The organism is [Actinomadura] parvosata subsp. kistnae (genome assembly GCF_900323885.1).
In the GTDB taxonomy this organism is placed as follows: domain Bacteria; phylum Actinomycetota; class Actinomycetes; order Streptosporangiales; family Streptosporangiaceae; genus Nonomuraea; species Nonomuraea composti.
Genome location: NZ_OOHJ01000011.1, coordinates 288,766 through 302,842 on the forward strand (window position 1 = coordinate 288,766; position 14,077 = coordinate 302,842).

Annotated in this window: 12 protein-coding genes; 8 read left to right on the forward strand and 4 right to left on the reverse strand. The window is 74.0% G+C overall.

Annotated features, from left to right (window positions below; all coding sequences use genetic code 11):
- The first annotated feature begins 93 nt into the window (after positions 1-93).
- From KIS93_RS12050 to KIS93_RS12065, 5 genes are all read left to right on the forward strand, one after another.
- Positions 94-834, forward strand: coding sequence for an ABC transporter ATP-binding protein (locus tag KIS93_RS12050; RefSeq protein ID WP_080040140.1), 741 nt, complete (start codon positions 94-96; stop codon positions 832-834).
- A complete protein-coding gene (locus KIS93_RS63300) occupies positions 831-2,111 on the forward strand; it encodes an FtsX-like permease family protein (protein ID WP_222107414.1) in 1,281 nt (426 codons plus the stop codon). Before KIS93_RS12050 ends, KIS93_RS63300 begins: the two co-directional genes overlap by 4 nt.
- Entirely contained in the window at positions 2,087-3,136 is a 1,050-nt protein-coding gene (locus tag KIS93_RS63305) for an ABC transporter permease (RefSeq protein WP_222107415.1), read from the forward strand. The genes KIS93_RS63300 and KIS93_RS63305 overlap by 25 nt, the downstream gene beginning before the upstream one ends.
- Before the next feature lie 91 nt (positions 3,137-3,227).
- Positions 3,228-4,349 carry a cobalamin-independent methionine synthase II family protein gene (locus KIS93_RS12060; protein ID WP_186404119.1) on the forward strand — a complete coding sequence of 374 codons (1,122 nt, stop codon included), beginning with the start codon at positions 3,228-3,230 and terminating at the stop codon, positions 4,347-4,349.
- A gap of 67 nt (positions 4,350-4,416) precedes the next feature.
- Positions 4,417-5,313 (forward strand): hypothetical protein, encoded by an 897-nt coding sequence (locus KIS93_RS12065; protein WP_080040142.1) that lies wholly within the window; start codon positions 4,417-4,419, stop codon positions 5,311-5,313.
- A gap of 42 nt (positions 5,314-5,355) precedes the next feature.
- Here the strand turns inward: KIS93_RS12065 and KIS93_RS12070 are convergent, their stop codons facing one another.
- The gene (locus KIS93_RS12070; protein WP_080040143.1) at positions 5,356-6,744 is read right to left on the reverse strand and encodes an FG-GAP repeat domain-containing protein; all 1,389 of its coding nucleotides are present in this window, start codon (positions 6,742-6,744) and stop codon (positions 5,356-5,358) included.
- A gap of 249 nt (positions 6,745-6,993) precedes the next feature.
- On the opposite strand from KIS93_RS12070, the gene KIS93_RS12075 reads away from it, so the two are divergent.
- The 3 genes from KIS93_RS12075 to KIS93_RS12085 all read left to right on the forward strand — a co-directional run bounded on the left by KIS93_RS12075 (position 6,994) and on the right by KIS93_RS12085 (position 11,236).
- The gene (locus KIS93_RS12075) at positions 6,994-7,890 is read left to right on the forward strand and encodes an endonuclease/exonuclease/phosphatase family protein (RefSeq protein WP_186404120.1); all 897 of its coding nucleotides are present in this window, start codon (positions 6,994-6,996) and stop codon (positions 7,888-7,890) included.
- A gap of 354 nt (positions 7,891-8,244) precedes the next feature.
- Positions 8,245-10,224, forward strand: a complete 1,980-nt coding sequence (locus tag KIS93_RS12080; protein ID WP_080040145.1) for an MMPL family transporter — start codon at positions 8,245-8,247, stop codon at positions 10,222-10,224.
- A gap of 181 nt (positions 10,225-10,405) precedes the next feature.
- Positions 10,406-11,236 (forward strand): phosphatase PAP2 family protein, encoded by an 831-nt coding sequence (locus tag KIS93_RS12085; RefSeq protein WP_186404121.1) that lies wholly within the window; start codon positions 10,406-10,408, stop codon positions 11,234-11,236.
- On the opposite strand, the gene KIS93_RS12090 is transcribed toward KIS93_RS12085, so the two are convergent.
- From KIS93_RS12090 to KIS93_RS12100, 3 genes are all read right to left on the reverse strand, one after another.
- Complete coding sequence (locus KIS93_RS12090; protein WP_222107416.1) at positions 11,187-12,152, reverse strand: NAD-dependent epimerase/dehydratase family protein; 966 nt, start codon at positions 12,150-12,152, stop codon at positions 11,187-11,189. The two genes, KIS93_RS12085 and KIS93_RS12090, sit on opposite strands and share 50 nt — an antisense overlap.
- Before the next feature lie 295 nt (positions 12,153-12,447).
- Positions 12,448-13,593, reverse strand: a complete 1,146-nt coding sequence (locus KIS93_RS12095; protein WP_222107417.1) for a hypothetical protein — start codon at positions 13,591-13,593, stop codon at positions 12,448-12,450.
- Positions 13,594-13,607: 14 nt separating this feature from the next.
- Positions 13,608-13,856: an acyl carrier protein gene (locus KIS93_RS12100; RefSeq protein ID WP_080040147.1), complete on the reverse strand. Its 249-nt coding sequence runs from the start codon at positions 13,854-13,856 to the stop codon at positions 13,608-13,610.
- Positions 13,857-14,077: the final 221 nt, after the last annotated feature.

Below are 14,077 nucleotides of genomic sequence, written 5' to 3' on the forward strand. Positions count from 1 at the left end.
CCTCCTGCGGCCCTACATCCACGGGATGACGGCCGCCCCGGTTACATCCCCGGCGGGATGCGCCCCCGTCGCCGCGCGATCTAGCTTCGAGCCATGAACACTCAACGGCACGTCGTGCGGCTCGGCGACGTCCACAAGGAGTACGGCGCGACCAGGGCGCTGGACGGCGTCTCGCTGGACGTCCGCGCGGGCGACGCCGTCGCCGTGATGGGGCCGTCGGGCTGCGGCAAGTCCACGCTGCTCAACATGATCGCCGGCCTCGACCGTCCGACGCGGGGCACGGTCGAGGTGGCCGGCCAGGACCTCGGGGCGATGAACGAGACGGAGCTGGCGTTGTTCCGCCGCCGCCACATCGGCATGATCTTCCAGTTCTTCAACCTCATCGAGGACCTGCCGGCCCTGGACAACGCGGCGCTGGCCGCCCAGCTCACCGGCACGCCGGCGCGGCAGGCGCGGGACCGGGCGGCGGAGCTGTTCGAGGAGCTGGGCATCGCCGGGCGCAAGGACGCCTACCCGGCGGTGCTGAGCGGCGGCGAGCGGCAGCGGGTCGCCGTGGCCAGGGCCCTGATGAACCGTCCCGCGCTGCTGCTGGCCGACGAGCCGACGGGGGCGCTCGACAGCCGTTCCGGCGAGCAGGTGATGGACCTGCTGATCGACCTCAACCAGATCGGGCAGACGCTGCTGATCGTCACGCACGATCCCGGCCTGGCCGCCCGGTGCGCCAGCCGCACGGTCGAGCTGGGCGACGGGCGCGTGGTGGCGGAGCACGGCCTGTCCGAGCACGGCCTGTCCGAGCACGGCCTGCCTGAACACAGCCCGGAGCGGGCGTCGTGAGGCCGGGTGCGGGAGCCGTGTGGCGGGCCTCGCGGGCGGCGGTGCGGCGGCGCGGGGTGCAGACGTTCGTGCTCGGGGTCGTCGTGTTCTGCTCGACGGTGGCGATCGTGGTGGCGCTGGGCCTGCTGGAGAGCGTGTCGGCGCCGTTCGAGCGGGCCTTCGAGGGGCAGCGGGGCGCGCACGTCGTGGCCTCGTACGACCCGCTCAAGGCACCACCGGCGGCGCTCGCGGCGAGCAACGAGGGGGTCGAGGCGGCGGCGGGGCCGTTCGCGCAGGCCACCGTCACGATCCCCGAGACGTTCGAGCACCTGCCGCCGGGCCCGCTCACCGTCGTCGGCCGCCCCTCGCCCGCGGGCCCGGTGGACCGGCTGGACCTCTGGGCGGGCCGCTGGGCCGCCGCCCCGGGTGAGATCGTGCTGGACCGGCCCCCGAACGCGTTCTTCTCCTACCTCCTCGGGGTGCGGTTCACGGTGCGGGAGGGGCAGGCGTTCACGGTGGTCGGCCTGGCCTCCAGCGTGAGCAGGAGCTCCGAGGCGTGGGTGACGCCGGGTCAGGCCGCCACGCTGCGCCCGTCCGCGACGCAGATGCTCTACCGGCTGGCCGCCGCCGCGACCGACGCCGAGGTGCGCGCGGGCGCGGCCGCGATCGCGGCGGGCCTGCCGGGCGGGGCGCTGCTGGGCTTCCAGTCGTATCTCACGGTCAAGCGCGACGCGGGCCGCGAGGTCGCGGCCTTCCTGCCGTTCCTGACCGCGTTCGGGGTGCTCGGCCTGGTGGTGGCGGTCCTCATCGTGGTGAACGTGGTGAGCGGCGCGGTCGTGGCGGGGTTCCGGCACATCGGGCTGCTCAAGGCCCTGGGGTTCACCCCGGGCCAGGTGGTCGCCGTCTACCTGACGATGGTCCTGGTCCCGGCGGTCGCCGGGGCCGCGCTCGGCACCGCGGCGGGGGCCGCCGCCGCCCGGCCGTTGCTGAACGGCGTGGGACAGGGCCTGTTCACCGTCGTGGTGAGCCCCTGGGTGTACGCGGCGACGCTCGCCGGCATGCCGGCCGTGGCCGTGCTCGCGGCGCTGGTGCCCGCGCTGCGCGCGCACCGGGTGAGCGCCGCCCGGGCGATCAGCGCGGGCGCGCCTCCCGGGCGGGGGCGGGGGCTGCGGGTGCAGCGGCTGCTCGCGGGGCGCCGCTGCCGCGCCCGGTCAGTCTCGGGCTGGGCCTGCCGTTCGGGCGGCCCGGCCGCGCCGCGCTCACGCTGGCGGCGGTGGTGCTCGGCGCGGCCACGGTGACGCTGGCGGCGGGCCTGTCCATGACGATGACCGCGTACGGCGCGGCCGCCCAGCGCGTCGGGTACGTGCACACGGTGGTCCACGCCGGCCAGGCCCGCAACCACCAGACGCCGCCCCGGCACGGCGACGCGGAGATCGAGGCGCTGCTGCGCGGCCTGCCCGGAACCGTGCACGTGACCGCCGACGCGTGGGTCAACCTGCACCTGGCGGGCCATCCGCAGCCGATCCAGGGCAGGTTCCTGCGGGGCGACTCGGGCACGCTGGGCGAGACGGTCGTCGAGGGCCGCTGGCTGCGCGGGCCGGGAGAGGTCGTGGCGCCGTCGGCGTTCCTGGCCAAGCGCGGCCTGGAGGTCGGCGACCGGCTCACGCTGTCCATGGGCCGCGGCCGGGCGGAGGCGACGGTCGTCGGCGCCACCATGGACGGCGCCGCCGACCTCGTCCAGGCCGACTGGAGCACGCTGACGGCGCTCGTGCCCGGGCAGCGGGCCACCCAGTACGAGGTCCGCCTCGCCCCCGGCACCGACGTCGCCGCCTACCACGCCGCCGTCCGGGCGGCCGACCCGGGCCTGTACCCGGCCGCCAAGTCGGCGACGGACCGCACGACGGTGGCCGTCATCGGCTTCGCGTCCCTGCTCACCCTGCTGCTGGGCACGGTGTCGGCGCTGGGCGTGTTCAACACGGTCGTGCTCGACGCCAGGGAGCGGCGGCGCGACATCGGCGTGCTGAAGTCCATCGGGATGACGCCGCGCCAGGTCACGGCCATGATGGTGACGTCGATGGCGGCGCTCGGCGCGGCCGGCGGGCTGCTCGGCATCCCCGTCGGCGTGGCCGCGCACCGGCTCGTCGTCCCGGCCATGGCCGACGCCGCCGGTCTGGCGCTGCCGGCGTTCATGGTGGACGTGTGGCGGGGGCCGCTGCTCGCGCTGCTCACGCTGGCAGGGGTGGTGATCGCGGTGCTGGGCGCGTTCGTCCCGGCCCGGTCGGCGGCGCGGGTCACGATCGCGGCCGTGCTGCACCATGAGTGATCCGGGGGTGGACGGCCGCCCCCGGCCGGTGGACGCTGATCGTACGGCCGGCGCGACACCGCGCCCCCGATCGCACATCCGAGGAGGAAGCATGCCCGCGACACCCCATGCCGAGCACGTTGGCAGCCTCCTGCGCCCGCCCGAGCTGCTGGAGGCCCGGCAGGCGCGCGAGCGCGGCGAGATCGGCGCCGACAAGCTGGCCGAGCTGGAGGACGCCGCCGCGCTCGCCGCGATCGAGCTGCAGCGCCAGGCCGGGATGGAGGTGTTCACCGACGGGGAGATGCGGCGCAAGACGTGGCTCGCGGGGCTGCTGGAGTCGCTGGACGGCGTGACGCCCGTCCCGCTGCCGTCCACCGAGTGGTGGCGCGGCGACGGCGAGCCCGTGCCGCCGGAGGAGACGAGCTGGGACATGGTCGTCGCCACCGGCAAGCTCACCCAGAAGGCGAACCTGACCTCCGTAGAGGCCGGCTTCCTGGCCCGCCACGCCCCCGGCCCGTACAAGATCACCATGGTCAGCTCGTCCATGGGACACCTGCTCTGGCACCCCGACCTCAGCGCCGACGCCTACCCGACCCCCGCCGACCTGCTGCGCGACCTCGTCGCGCTGCGTGTCGAGGAGATCAGGCGCCTGCTGGCGCAGGGCGTGCGGTGGATCCAGCTCGACTCCCTGGCCTACGACTTCGTGATCGACCCCGGCTTCCGCGCCCGCGTCCTGGGGCCCGCGGCGCCGGACGCCGAGACCCTGCTCGACGCGGCCGTCGCCGTCGACGCCCAGCAGGTGCGCGCGGCCAAGGAGCTCGACCCGGACGTCACCGTCGCCCTGCACCTGTGCCGCGGCAACAACCGCAGCGCGTGGGCCGCCAAGGGCGCTTACGACCCGGTGGCGGAGCGGCTGTTCGGCGAGGTGCCGGTCGACCGGTTCCTGCTGGAGTACGACACGGAGCGGGCCGGCGGGTTCGAGCCGCTGCGGTTCGTCCCCCAGGGCACGGTCGTCGTGCTCGGGCTCGTCTCCTCCAAGGTGCCGGCCCTGGAGTCGCAGGACGAGCTGCGCCGCCGCATCGACGAGGCCGCCAAGTACGTCCCCATGGAGAACCTCGCCATCAGCCCGCAGTGCGGCTTCGCCTCCACCTCCCGAGGCAACCTGCTCACCGTGGACGAGGAGCGGCGCAAGCTGGAGCTGGTGGTCGAGACGGCCCGCCTCGTCTGGGGGTGAGGAGCCCTCTCACCATCGGCGTCTCCGGTTCCGCTCTTGTCGGGCGGGAGCGATACATTCGGCGTCCATGATGGAAACAGACGTCATCGGCCAGGCCCTGGTGCGCGCGTTCGCGCAGCGGGGGCTCGAGGCGACCCTGCCCGATCCCTCGACGATCAGCATCAGGCTGGCCGGCGGCGCCAGCGCGAACGCCGACATCGGCTCCTGGCGCGAGCATGCCCTCAGCTACGGCCCCGCCGGGCTGGAGGAGGCCGCGGCCGCCTACGCCGAGCAGGCGGCCAAGGCGTTCGAGCGGGCGAGCGCCGACGTGCCGGAGGCCGACCTGCGGGTGCGGCTGTATCCGGAGGAGGCGCTCGGCGGCATGCTCGACGCGCTGGTGGCCAGGCGGCTGGCACCCGGGCTGGTGGAGGCCGTGGTCATCGACTACCCCGACTCGATCGCGCCGCTCGACCGCTCCCGCCTCGGCGACCTGCCGGAGGAGTCCGTCTTCGGCGGGGCGCTGGCGCGCTCGATCGACGACGAGCCGCACTACCGGGAGTCCGCGACCGTCCACGGCGTGCCCGTGACGCACGTCGGCGGCGCCCACCGCTACGTCGGCGCGCACGTCCACGTGCTGCGCCGGCACACCGGGCAGGCGCCGCGCGGGGCGCTGGTGTCGTTCCCGCTGCCCGAGTACATGCTGGTGCACGAGATCGGCGACGTGCACCTGTTCGCCGCGATGGAGGCGCTGCAGGAGCTGTCGCAGCGGCTCTTCGAGTCCGGCGACAAGCCGATCAGCCCGCGGCTCTACTGGTGGCGGCCGGGCGCTTACGAGGAGCAGCCCCACCCGCAGGCCCTGCACGGCCCGCTCCTGCCGGACCTGCGGCCGGTCGGCATCCGGATCGACCACCGGGAGAAGAGCGTCTCCTTCCTGACCGAAGACACCAATGAGCTGGTGGAGCTGTGGATGCGCGACCACGAGTGACGCGCCGTTCATGGTCGAGACCCGCGGGCTGAGCGGGGGCGGCTACGACGGCACGTCGGCGGTGCCGAACCGGGCCAGAACCTTCCTCCCGTCCGTCACCACGATCGTGGTGTCGTCGTCGCCCTGGACGAAGGCGAGCTCGTCGTCCCCGTCACCGTCGTAGTCCCCGGCCGCCAGCGGCGTGGCCGCCCCCAGGCCGCCGACCTCCGTACCGGCCTGAAGACCGTCGGGGCCGCCCCGGAAGACCTTGGGGGCGGTCGCCTGCCGCGACGACACCCGGCCGCCATCGCGGCCAGAGGCGCGACCGCCGCCATCGCCGCCGGGGACGGGGTCGGCGCGGCCGAAGGCGAGGTCGTCGTGGCCGTCGCCGTCGAAGTCGCCGGCGACCGCCGCGCCCGAGGAGCCCTTGAAGGCCGCCTGCCGGCCGTTGCCGTAGTAGACGGTCAGCGTGCGATCGACCGACGGCGGTTCGGTCTCGTAGCCGGGCTCGTCGTTGCGGCTGCCGTCGTCGCCGACCGCGACGTCCCTGGCGCCGTCGCCGTCGAAGTCGCCGAACGCGACCGCCATGCCCGGGTTGAGCTTCCGCCCCGTCCGCGCCAGGCCGTCCGGGCCGGCGGTGAGCAGCACGCCGCTGGTCTGCTCGCCGTCGTCGCCCTGGTGGACGATCAGCGCGGTGGGGCGGCGGCCGTCGATGTCGTCGGCGGTCATCCTCCAGAAGTCCGCGCCGGTCGGCGACGGGCGGGCCTCGCTCCTGGCGGCGGCGCCCTGCCGGGTGAACGGCCCGTACAGGAGGGTCAGGTCGGAGGCGAGCCCGCCCTGCTTCGGCGGGGTGGCCACCGCGAGATCGGCGGCGCCGTCACCGTCGAAGTCGCCCGCGACGGCCCGGTAGCTCGCCGGCCCGCTCGCCACGGGCAAACGTACCGGGGTGGGGCGCGTCCTGGCCGCGACCCCGCCGGGGCCGCCCCACAGGAGGTACGGGCCCTGCACCTGCTCCGGGCCCTGCGGCGCCCCATAGCCGAGGACGTCGCCGTAACCGTCGCCGTCGAAGTCGGCCCTGGTGCCGCCGCCGAGCGACCACGAGGTGAACGTCTCGGGCGGCACGACCACGCCCTTCGCCGGGACGAGCCCCCGTGACGAGCCTGGGACGATCGCGAGACGCCGGGCATCCGCGGGGCCGAACTCAGCCACCAGGTCCGCGTAACCGTCGCCGTTGACGTCGTCGGCCAGCCCGGCCCGGGTCGTCCCGGAGCCGGCGGTGGGCGACGCGGCCGGGCTCCGGGTGCGCGGCGACGTACCAGAACCAGTGCCGGTGCCGGTGCCGGTGCTTGTGCTTGTGCTGGGCGAGGCGGCAGGGCCCGCCGGGCGTGGCTGACCGCCACAGGCCGCGAGCGTCACGACCGCCACCGCCAGGATCATCGCCTTCCGGCCCACAACCAGCAAGCCTAAGGCAGCACCGACCACGCACCCTCCCACCCACGCCCGCGCCCCCTCGCGTCCCCGCACACTCGCTGTCACTTCCCGCACACTCGCCCCCATGTCCCCGCACACGCGCCATCCAGTCCCCCACGAGCGCCCTCGGTCCCCGTCCGCGCTCCTCAAGTCCACCCGGCCACATTCCTCATGTTCACGCAGGTGTGATCCTCATGTGTCGTTAAGAAAGCCCGCTTAACGTCTGCCTCTGTGCTGGTGCGAGAGGTCGTGGAGACGGAGCGGCGGGCGCGGCCCCGCTGGGTGTGGCGGGGGCGGCTGGCCGTCGCGGTGGCGGTGCTGTTCGCGGCGGGGACGGTGGTGCGGCTCGGCGGGCTGGAGGCGGGCGTGTTCCTGATCCCGCTGGTCTCCTTCACTCCGTACTTCGCCCTCGCCGCGCTGCTGATGCTCGGGATCGCGGCCCTGGCACGGAGCCGGGCGGCGGTCGCGATCATGCTGGCGGTGTGCGCCTGCCTGGCGTGGTGCGTGCTGCCGCGGGCGCTCGGGAGCGGCGACGCCTCGGCGGGCGGGCGGCCGCTGCGGGTGCTGACGGCCAACCTCAACGGCGGGCGCGGCGACGCGTCGGTGATCGTCGGCCTGGCCAGGCGGCTGAACGTGGACGTGCTGAGCATCCAGGAGCTGACGTACTCGGCCGAGGACCGGCTGGCCGCCACCGGGTTGGCGACGCTGCTGCCGTACCACGTCGGGAAGGCCGACTTCCGCGGCCCGGAGGGCAGCGGCGTGTACTCCCGCTACCCGATGACCGAGCGGACCGGCCTGTTCCAGCCGGTCGGGCACCACATGCCGGTGGTGGAGGTGGCGCTGCCCGGCGGCTCCGCCGTGGAGGCGGTGGTGGTGCACCCGGTCGCGCCCGTGCCTTCGACGGTGCCGGAGTGGGAGGCGGGGGTGGCGTCTCTGCCGCCCGCGCCTACCTCTGGCGCGCCCCGGATCCTGGCGGGCGACTTCAACGCCACGCTCGACCACGCGGTGTTCCGCCGGCTGCTGGACACCGGCTACACGGACGCGGCGGCGTCCACCGGGCAGGGCTCACCCCCACGTGGCCGCACGGGCGCTCGCTGCCGCCGTTGGTGGCCATCGACCACGTGCTGACGGACGGGCGGGGCTCGGCGGTGGGCGTGCAGGTGCTCGACGTGCCGGGCTCCGATCACCGCGCGCTCTTCGCGGACCTGCGGGTGAAGGGCTGAGCCGGGGCCTTTCCCTTCCAGGACGACGGGCCCGCGGATCCGCCCGTTACCGGATGAGCCGTACCAGAAAAATCGAATCCCGCGATGTCCCGTTTGATCCGGGCATGACGCGAATATAAGACTCCTGCATAAAGTTGTTTAAGCAGGACCGGGAATTTATCGTCTACGTGCCGGCCGGCACTTTCACACCGAGGCCGGGGGTGGGCGGGAATTGTCGGTTTTGTTTCGTAAGGGGTTTGCGCGAAAAATCGCGGCAGCCGTGGTCGTCGCCTGGATGGCCATCGCCGTCGTGGCCGTGCTCGCGAGCGGCCCGCTCGACGACGTCCGCATCACCAGCGGCAGCTCCATGCTGGCGAGGGGGGTCGAGTCGGCCCGCGTCCTCGACCTGATCGCCAAGCAGTCCGGCCGCGTGGTCCCCGCCCTGGTGATCTACGAACGCGACGGCCCGCTCCAGCGCGCCGACATCAAGGCGGCCCGGCAGGACCTGCGGCAGTTCAAGGCCCTGCCCAACGTGATCGGCATGGCCTCGGCGCCCGTGCCCAGCGCCGACGGGCACGCGCTCCAGGCCACGGTGCTGCTGTCCGGCAAGCCGGGCGTGCTCATCAGCCCGCTGGTCGAGCGGCTGCGGCAGATCACCGTCGAAGGCAGCCCGCCCGGCCTGATCAGCCATGTGAGCGGCCCCGGCGGGGCCGCGGCCGACTACGTCGACTCCTTCCGCCAGGTCGACGGCACGCTGCTGGCGCTGAGCCTGGCCGTGGTGCTCCTGGTGCTGCTCGCCGTCTACCGCAGCCCCGTCCTGTGGGTGATCCCCATGCTGGCCGTGGTGGTGGCCTACCTGTGCTCCGCCGCGGCGCTCTACGCGCTGGCCCGTTCGGGGCTGATGACGCTGCGGGCCGCCACGCCCGAGGTGTTCACGGTGCTGGTGTTCGGCGTCGCCACCGACTACGCGCTGCTGCTCGTCGCCCGCTACCGCGAACGGCTGCGCACCACCGCCGACCAGACCGCGGCGCTCAAGGACGCGCTGTCGGGCGGCATCCGCACGGTCGTCGCCTCGGCGCTCACCGTGGCCGGCGGCGTCGGCTGCCTCATCGTGGCCGACACCCACGCGCTGCGCTCCATCGGCGCGGCCGCCGCCATCGGCATCCTCATCACGACGGCCGTGATGGTGACGCTGCTGCCCGCGCTCATGCTCCTCGGCGGGCGGCGCGCGTTCTGGCCGAGCACGCCGCGCCCCGGCGAGAGCACCCGCGACGGGCTGTGGCAGGGCGTCGCGGGCTTCGTCGGCCAGCGCCCCCGCCTGGCCTGGACGGGCTCCGCCCTGCTGCTGACCATGCTGTGCATGGGGCTGACCACGCTCGACGCCTCGGGTATCCCGCCGTCGTCGCTGTTCACCATGCGCACCGACTCCGTCGACGGCTACGACGCGCTGCGGCGCCACTACCCCGCCAGCGCCCCCGTCGTCGTCCTGGCCAGGCAAGACCGGAGCGACGCCGTCGAGCGGGCCGTGCACGAGGCCGAGGGCGTGGTGGCGATGCAGGCCGGGCCGCCCGCCCCGTGGCGCACGTTCGACGTCGTGCTCGCCGCCGAGCCCAACACCCCCGACGCCCAGCGCCTCGTCGAGGCCCTGCGCACCAGCGTGCGCGGCGCGGCGGGCGGCGCGGCCCTGGTCGGCGGCTTCACCACCGAGCTGCTCGACGTCAAGAACGCCGTCCTCGACGACGCCGTCCTCATCGTGCCGCTGATCCTGCTGGTCGTGGGGCTGATCCTGGTCGTCCTGCTGCGCTCGCTGGTGGCGCCGCTGCTGCTGATGGGCACGGTGGTGCTGTCGTTCGCGGCCACGCTCGGGCTGTGCTCGGCGCTGTTCACGCAGCTCCTCGGCTATCCCGTCGTCGACGCGTCGTTCGCCCTGTACGCGTTCGTCTTCCTCATGGCGTTCGGCATCGACTACAACATCTTCCTCATGGCCCGCGTCCGCGAGGAGGCCGCCCGCCTCGACACCCGCGAGGCCACCCTGCACGCCCTGCGCGCCACCGGCGGGGTGATCACGGCGGCCGGGGTGGTGCTGGCGGCGGCGTTCTTCGTCCTGACCGTGCTGCCACTGGTGCCGGTGGTGCAGCTCGGGCTGCTGGTGGCGATCGGGGTCGTCATCGACACGGTGGTCGTACGGTCGTTCCTCGTCCCGGCGCTCGCCCATCACATGGGACGCCGAATCTGGTGGCCGGCCCGTGCGACCTCCTGACCCTTCGCCCGCGCACCTCCCGCACGTCCCCGGGGCGGGAATCGCGCTCGCCCAGGTGACCGCGGCGGCGACGAATGTCCGGCCCGTCCTTTCCTCGCGGCATCTGAAACCCGGCCGCGGATTTCCTTTTCGCCCGGTTGAATGGCTTTTGTTGGGCTATTTCGCCCTCATGGCGCTCGTGGTGACCAGTTTCCGGAATCGCCTGGAGGACTGGCCTGAACTACTCGCCGGATACGCGCTCGCGGCCCTGCTCATACTCGCGCTGGCGTCGGCCGAGCAGCGCCTTCCCACCGGTGTCCGGGCGGTGCGGTTCGTCCGGACGTGCGCGCCGATGCTCATGCTCCCCCTCGTGTACGGCGCCGCCGCCCGCACCGCCCGCGTCCTGCACGGACGTTACCTCGACGCCGACCTGTACGCCTGGGAGAAGGATCTGCTCGGGTTCGCCCCCAACACCGCCCTCACGTCCGCGCTCGGCTCCCCGCTGATGACCGAGGTGCTGACCTTCTGCTACTTCTCCTTCTACGGCTGCTTCCTCATTCCGGCCATCCTGTACGCCCAGGGTCGCGCACCGCTGGTGGAGCGTTACGTGCTCGCCATGGTGGCCGCGTTCCTGCCCTGCTACCTCGGGTTCATCGCGCTCCCGCTGATCGGCCCGGCGGCGGGGCTCCCCGAGTTGCACGCCGCGCACGGCCCGTCCGGATACGTGATCACCGCCGTGCAGAGCGAGATCATGGCCGCTCTCGACCCGCCCGGCGCGTGCTTCCCCTCCACGCACGTGGCAGGCGCCTGGGTCACCGTGCTCGTCCTCCGCCGGCACGTCCCCAGGATGGTCCGCCTGGTGCTGTGGACGCTGACGGCGGGGCTGACGGTCGCCGTCGTGTACGACTGGTACCACTACCTCACCGACGTCGTCGCCGGGCTGGCGGTGGCGCTGATCGTGCCCGCCGTCCTCGAACGGGCCGTCAGCGGGCGGGACGCAGTGCGGCCAGCGCGGCCTCGAAGCCCCGGATGAGCGGGGTGGCGGGCGCGAAGCCCAGCTCGCGTACGGCGTCGTCCGGCGTGCACGTCCAGTCGGGGCGGCGCATCTCGCGCACCTTGTCCCGGTTCAGCGCCGGCATGGCGCCGCGCGCGGCCAGCTCGGCCAGCACGGCCACCGCACGCACGGCGGGCATCGGCACCGGCACCACGAGCGGCTCCCGGCAACCTGCCGCCCGGGCCAGGGCACGGCAGATGTCGGCCCAGTCGTAGGCGTTGCCGTCACTGATCGGGTACAGGCCAGGGCCGCCTCCGACAGGGGTGTCCGCGGCGGGCAGGACGGGGCCGTGGTCGGTGGCGGACAGGAGGGCGGTGCACAGGTCGTCCACGTAGATCATGCCGTAGCGGCGAGGGCCGTAGCCGGCCTTGAGGACCACGCCGAGCCTGATCATGGGCAGGAGCGCGGGCAGCAGCGCCTCCTCGCCGGGCCCGTACACGATGCCGGGCCGCAGGATGACCGTGGGCACCTGGGCCGCGTGTTCCCGGGCGACCTGCTCGCCGGCCCGCTTGCTGGCCCCGTACAGGGAGATGGCGGGGCCGGCGGCGAGGGAGGAGCAGAGCACGAGGCGCGCCGGGCGGCGCTGGGTGGCCATCGCGCGCACCAGCCGGGCGACGCCGTCGCGGTTGACCGACCAGTACGCGGCGGGGGTGCGGGCGCGCAGCGTGGCCGCCAGGTGGATCACCCGGTCCGCGCCCTGCAGCGCCTCCGCGATGCCCCTGCCGGTGGTCAGGTCGCCGGACACCACGCGCACGCCCAGCTCGCGCAGCAGCCTGGCACGGGGTGAGGGGCGGGCCAGCGCCGTGACGGTGCCGCCCCGCTCCAGGATCATGCGGGTCAGCCGCCCCCCGACGAACCCGGTGGCCCCGGTGACCAGGTAGTGCGGGGTCGTCACCGCTCCACCACCCGGCCACGGGCCACAGCCTGTGCCCGGTGTCCGCGCGCACGGAAAGAAGCCACGGCCCGTGCCGGGGATCCGCCCGCGCAGGAACGAGCCACGACCGGTGCCGGGCATCCGCCCGTACAGAAACGAGCCACGACCGGTGCCGGGCATCCGCCCGTACAGAAACGAGCCACGGCCCGTGCCGGGCGTCCGCCCGTACAGGAACGACGCACGGCCGGTGCCGGGCATCCGCCCGTACAGGAACGACGCACCACCGGCGGCGAGCATGCGCGCGTGCGGGAGCTCGTCACAGCTCCCGCCCGTAGATCCGGTAGGCCTTGGCGCGGGTGCAGCCGAGCACGGTCAGGTAGCGGTTGATGGCCTGGTTGTCCTCCAGGGTCCAGCCGAGCTCCATCCCCCCGCGGTACCCACCGGAGACGATGGCCTCGTGGGCGCGGGCGAGCAGCGCGGCCTCGACGCCGTGCCGGCGCAGGTCGGGGACGACTCCGAACAGCACGCCCCGGACGCGGTCGATGCGGCGGGCCGCCATGGACAGCCGGACCTGCCCGATCGGCAGGCCGAAGCGGGTGAGGCGGCCCCGGGCGGCGGCGACGGCCTGGTTGAAGTCGGGCAGCACGAGGGCCACCGCGACCGGCTCGCCGTCGACCTCGGCGAGCTGGACGAGCCCGGGGTCCATGACCTTGCGCAGCCGGTGCTTGGCGGCGGCGAACTCGGCGTCGGTCATGGGGGTGAAGCCCCAGTTGCCGTGCCAGGCGCGGTCGAAGACGAGCTTGACGCGGTCGAGGTCGGCGTCGAAGCGCGCCGGGTCGAGGGGCCGCACGGTGAGGCGGTGCCGGTGCTCGGCCCGCCGGGCGATGCGCAGCAGCCGCTCGGGCGGGACCTTTCCCTCGGTGTCCCACGCCCACAGGTCCTTCGCCTTGGTCATGCCGCAGGACTCCAGCAGCGCCGGATAGTAGGCGGGGTTGTACGGCATCATCACGCTGGGCGGCGCGTCGAACCCGTCGACGAGCACCCCGCACTCGTCGTTGGTGGTGAAGTTGACCGGCCCGAGCATGGTGGTCAGCCCGCGCCCGCGCAGCCATCGGGCGGCGGCGTCGAGCAGCTCGCGCGCCACGGCGGGGTCGTCGGCGCAGGCGAACTGGCCGAAGAACCCGTCGCGGGCGGCGTGGGTCGCGTTGTGGCGGGGGTTGTGCACGGCGGCGATCCGCCCGGCGACGCGCTTGCCGCGCCGTACGGTGAACAGCGCGGCCTCGCCGTAGCGGAAGAACGGGTTGTGCCGCCGGTCGAGCAGGCGCCGGCTGTCGTCGCGCAGCGGCGGCACGAAGTGCGGGTCGCCGCCGTGCAGCCGGTAGGGCAGCTCGATGAACTCGGTGAGCCCGCGCCGCCCTCGGACGGGCTCGGCGGGACCCGGCGGCGGGGGCGGGACCGGCATGTGGGCGGCCCTCCTCAGCCGGCCCGGACCCCGGCGCGGACCAGGGTGGTGACGTCGGCGAGGGTGCGCACGTGGGTGGCGAGGTCGAAGTCGACGCGCAGGTCGAAGCGGTCGCCGCTGGCGACGGCCAGCTCGACCATGTCGAGGCTGTCGGCCTCCAGCTCGTCGCGCAGGTCGGTGTCGGGGGTGATGGCCGACGGATCCACGGCGAGGATCTCGGCGCACAGGGCGCGGAGCTGGTGGAAGATCTCGTCCTCTGTCATGGGTGCGTCCTTGGGTGGGCTGTCGTGGTCGGGCCGGTGGCGGGCCGGCGTGCTTCACGCCAGCGATGATTACTCTAGTATCACGATCAACCACTGTAAGCTACCATCGCCTGATGCGGCCCGGCATCCCGCCTCGCGCCGGCCTCGGTGCGCACTGCTGTGCGCACTGCTCCACCGATCGTGACCGACGGAACCTGGAGACCCCTGATGATCCACCCTTC

Excerpts from the sequence above, each read along its gene's own strand:
- KIS93_RS12065 (WP_080040142.1), top strand. The coding sequence starts at position 4,417 with ATGATGGAAACAGACGTCATCGGCCAGGCCCTGGTGCGCGCGTTCGCG.
- KIS93_RS12100 (WP_080040147.1), bottom strand. The coding sequence starts at position 13,856 with ATGACAGAGGACGAGATCTTCCACCAGCTCCGCGCCCTGTGCGCCGAG.
- KIS93_RS12060 (WP_186404119.1), top strand. The coding sequence starts at position 3,228 with ATGCCCGCGACACCCCATGCCGAGCACGTTGGCAGCCTCCTGCGCCCG.
- KIS93_RS12050 (WP_080040140.1), top strand. The coding sequence starts at position 94 with ATGAACACTCAACGGCACGTCGTGCGGCTCGGCGACGTCCACAAGGAG.
- KIS93_RS12095 (WP_222107417.1), bottom strand. The coding sequence starts at position 13,593 with ATGCCGGTCCCGCCCCCGCCGCCGGGTCCCGCCGAGCCCGTCCGAGGG.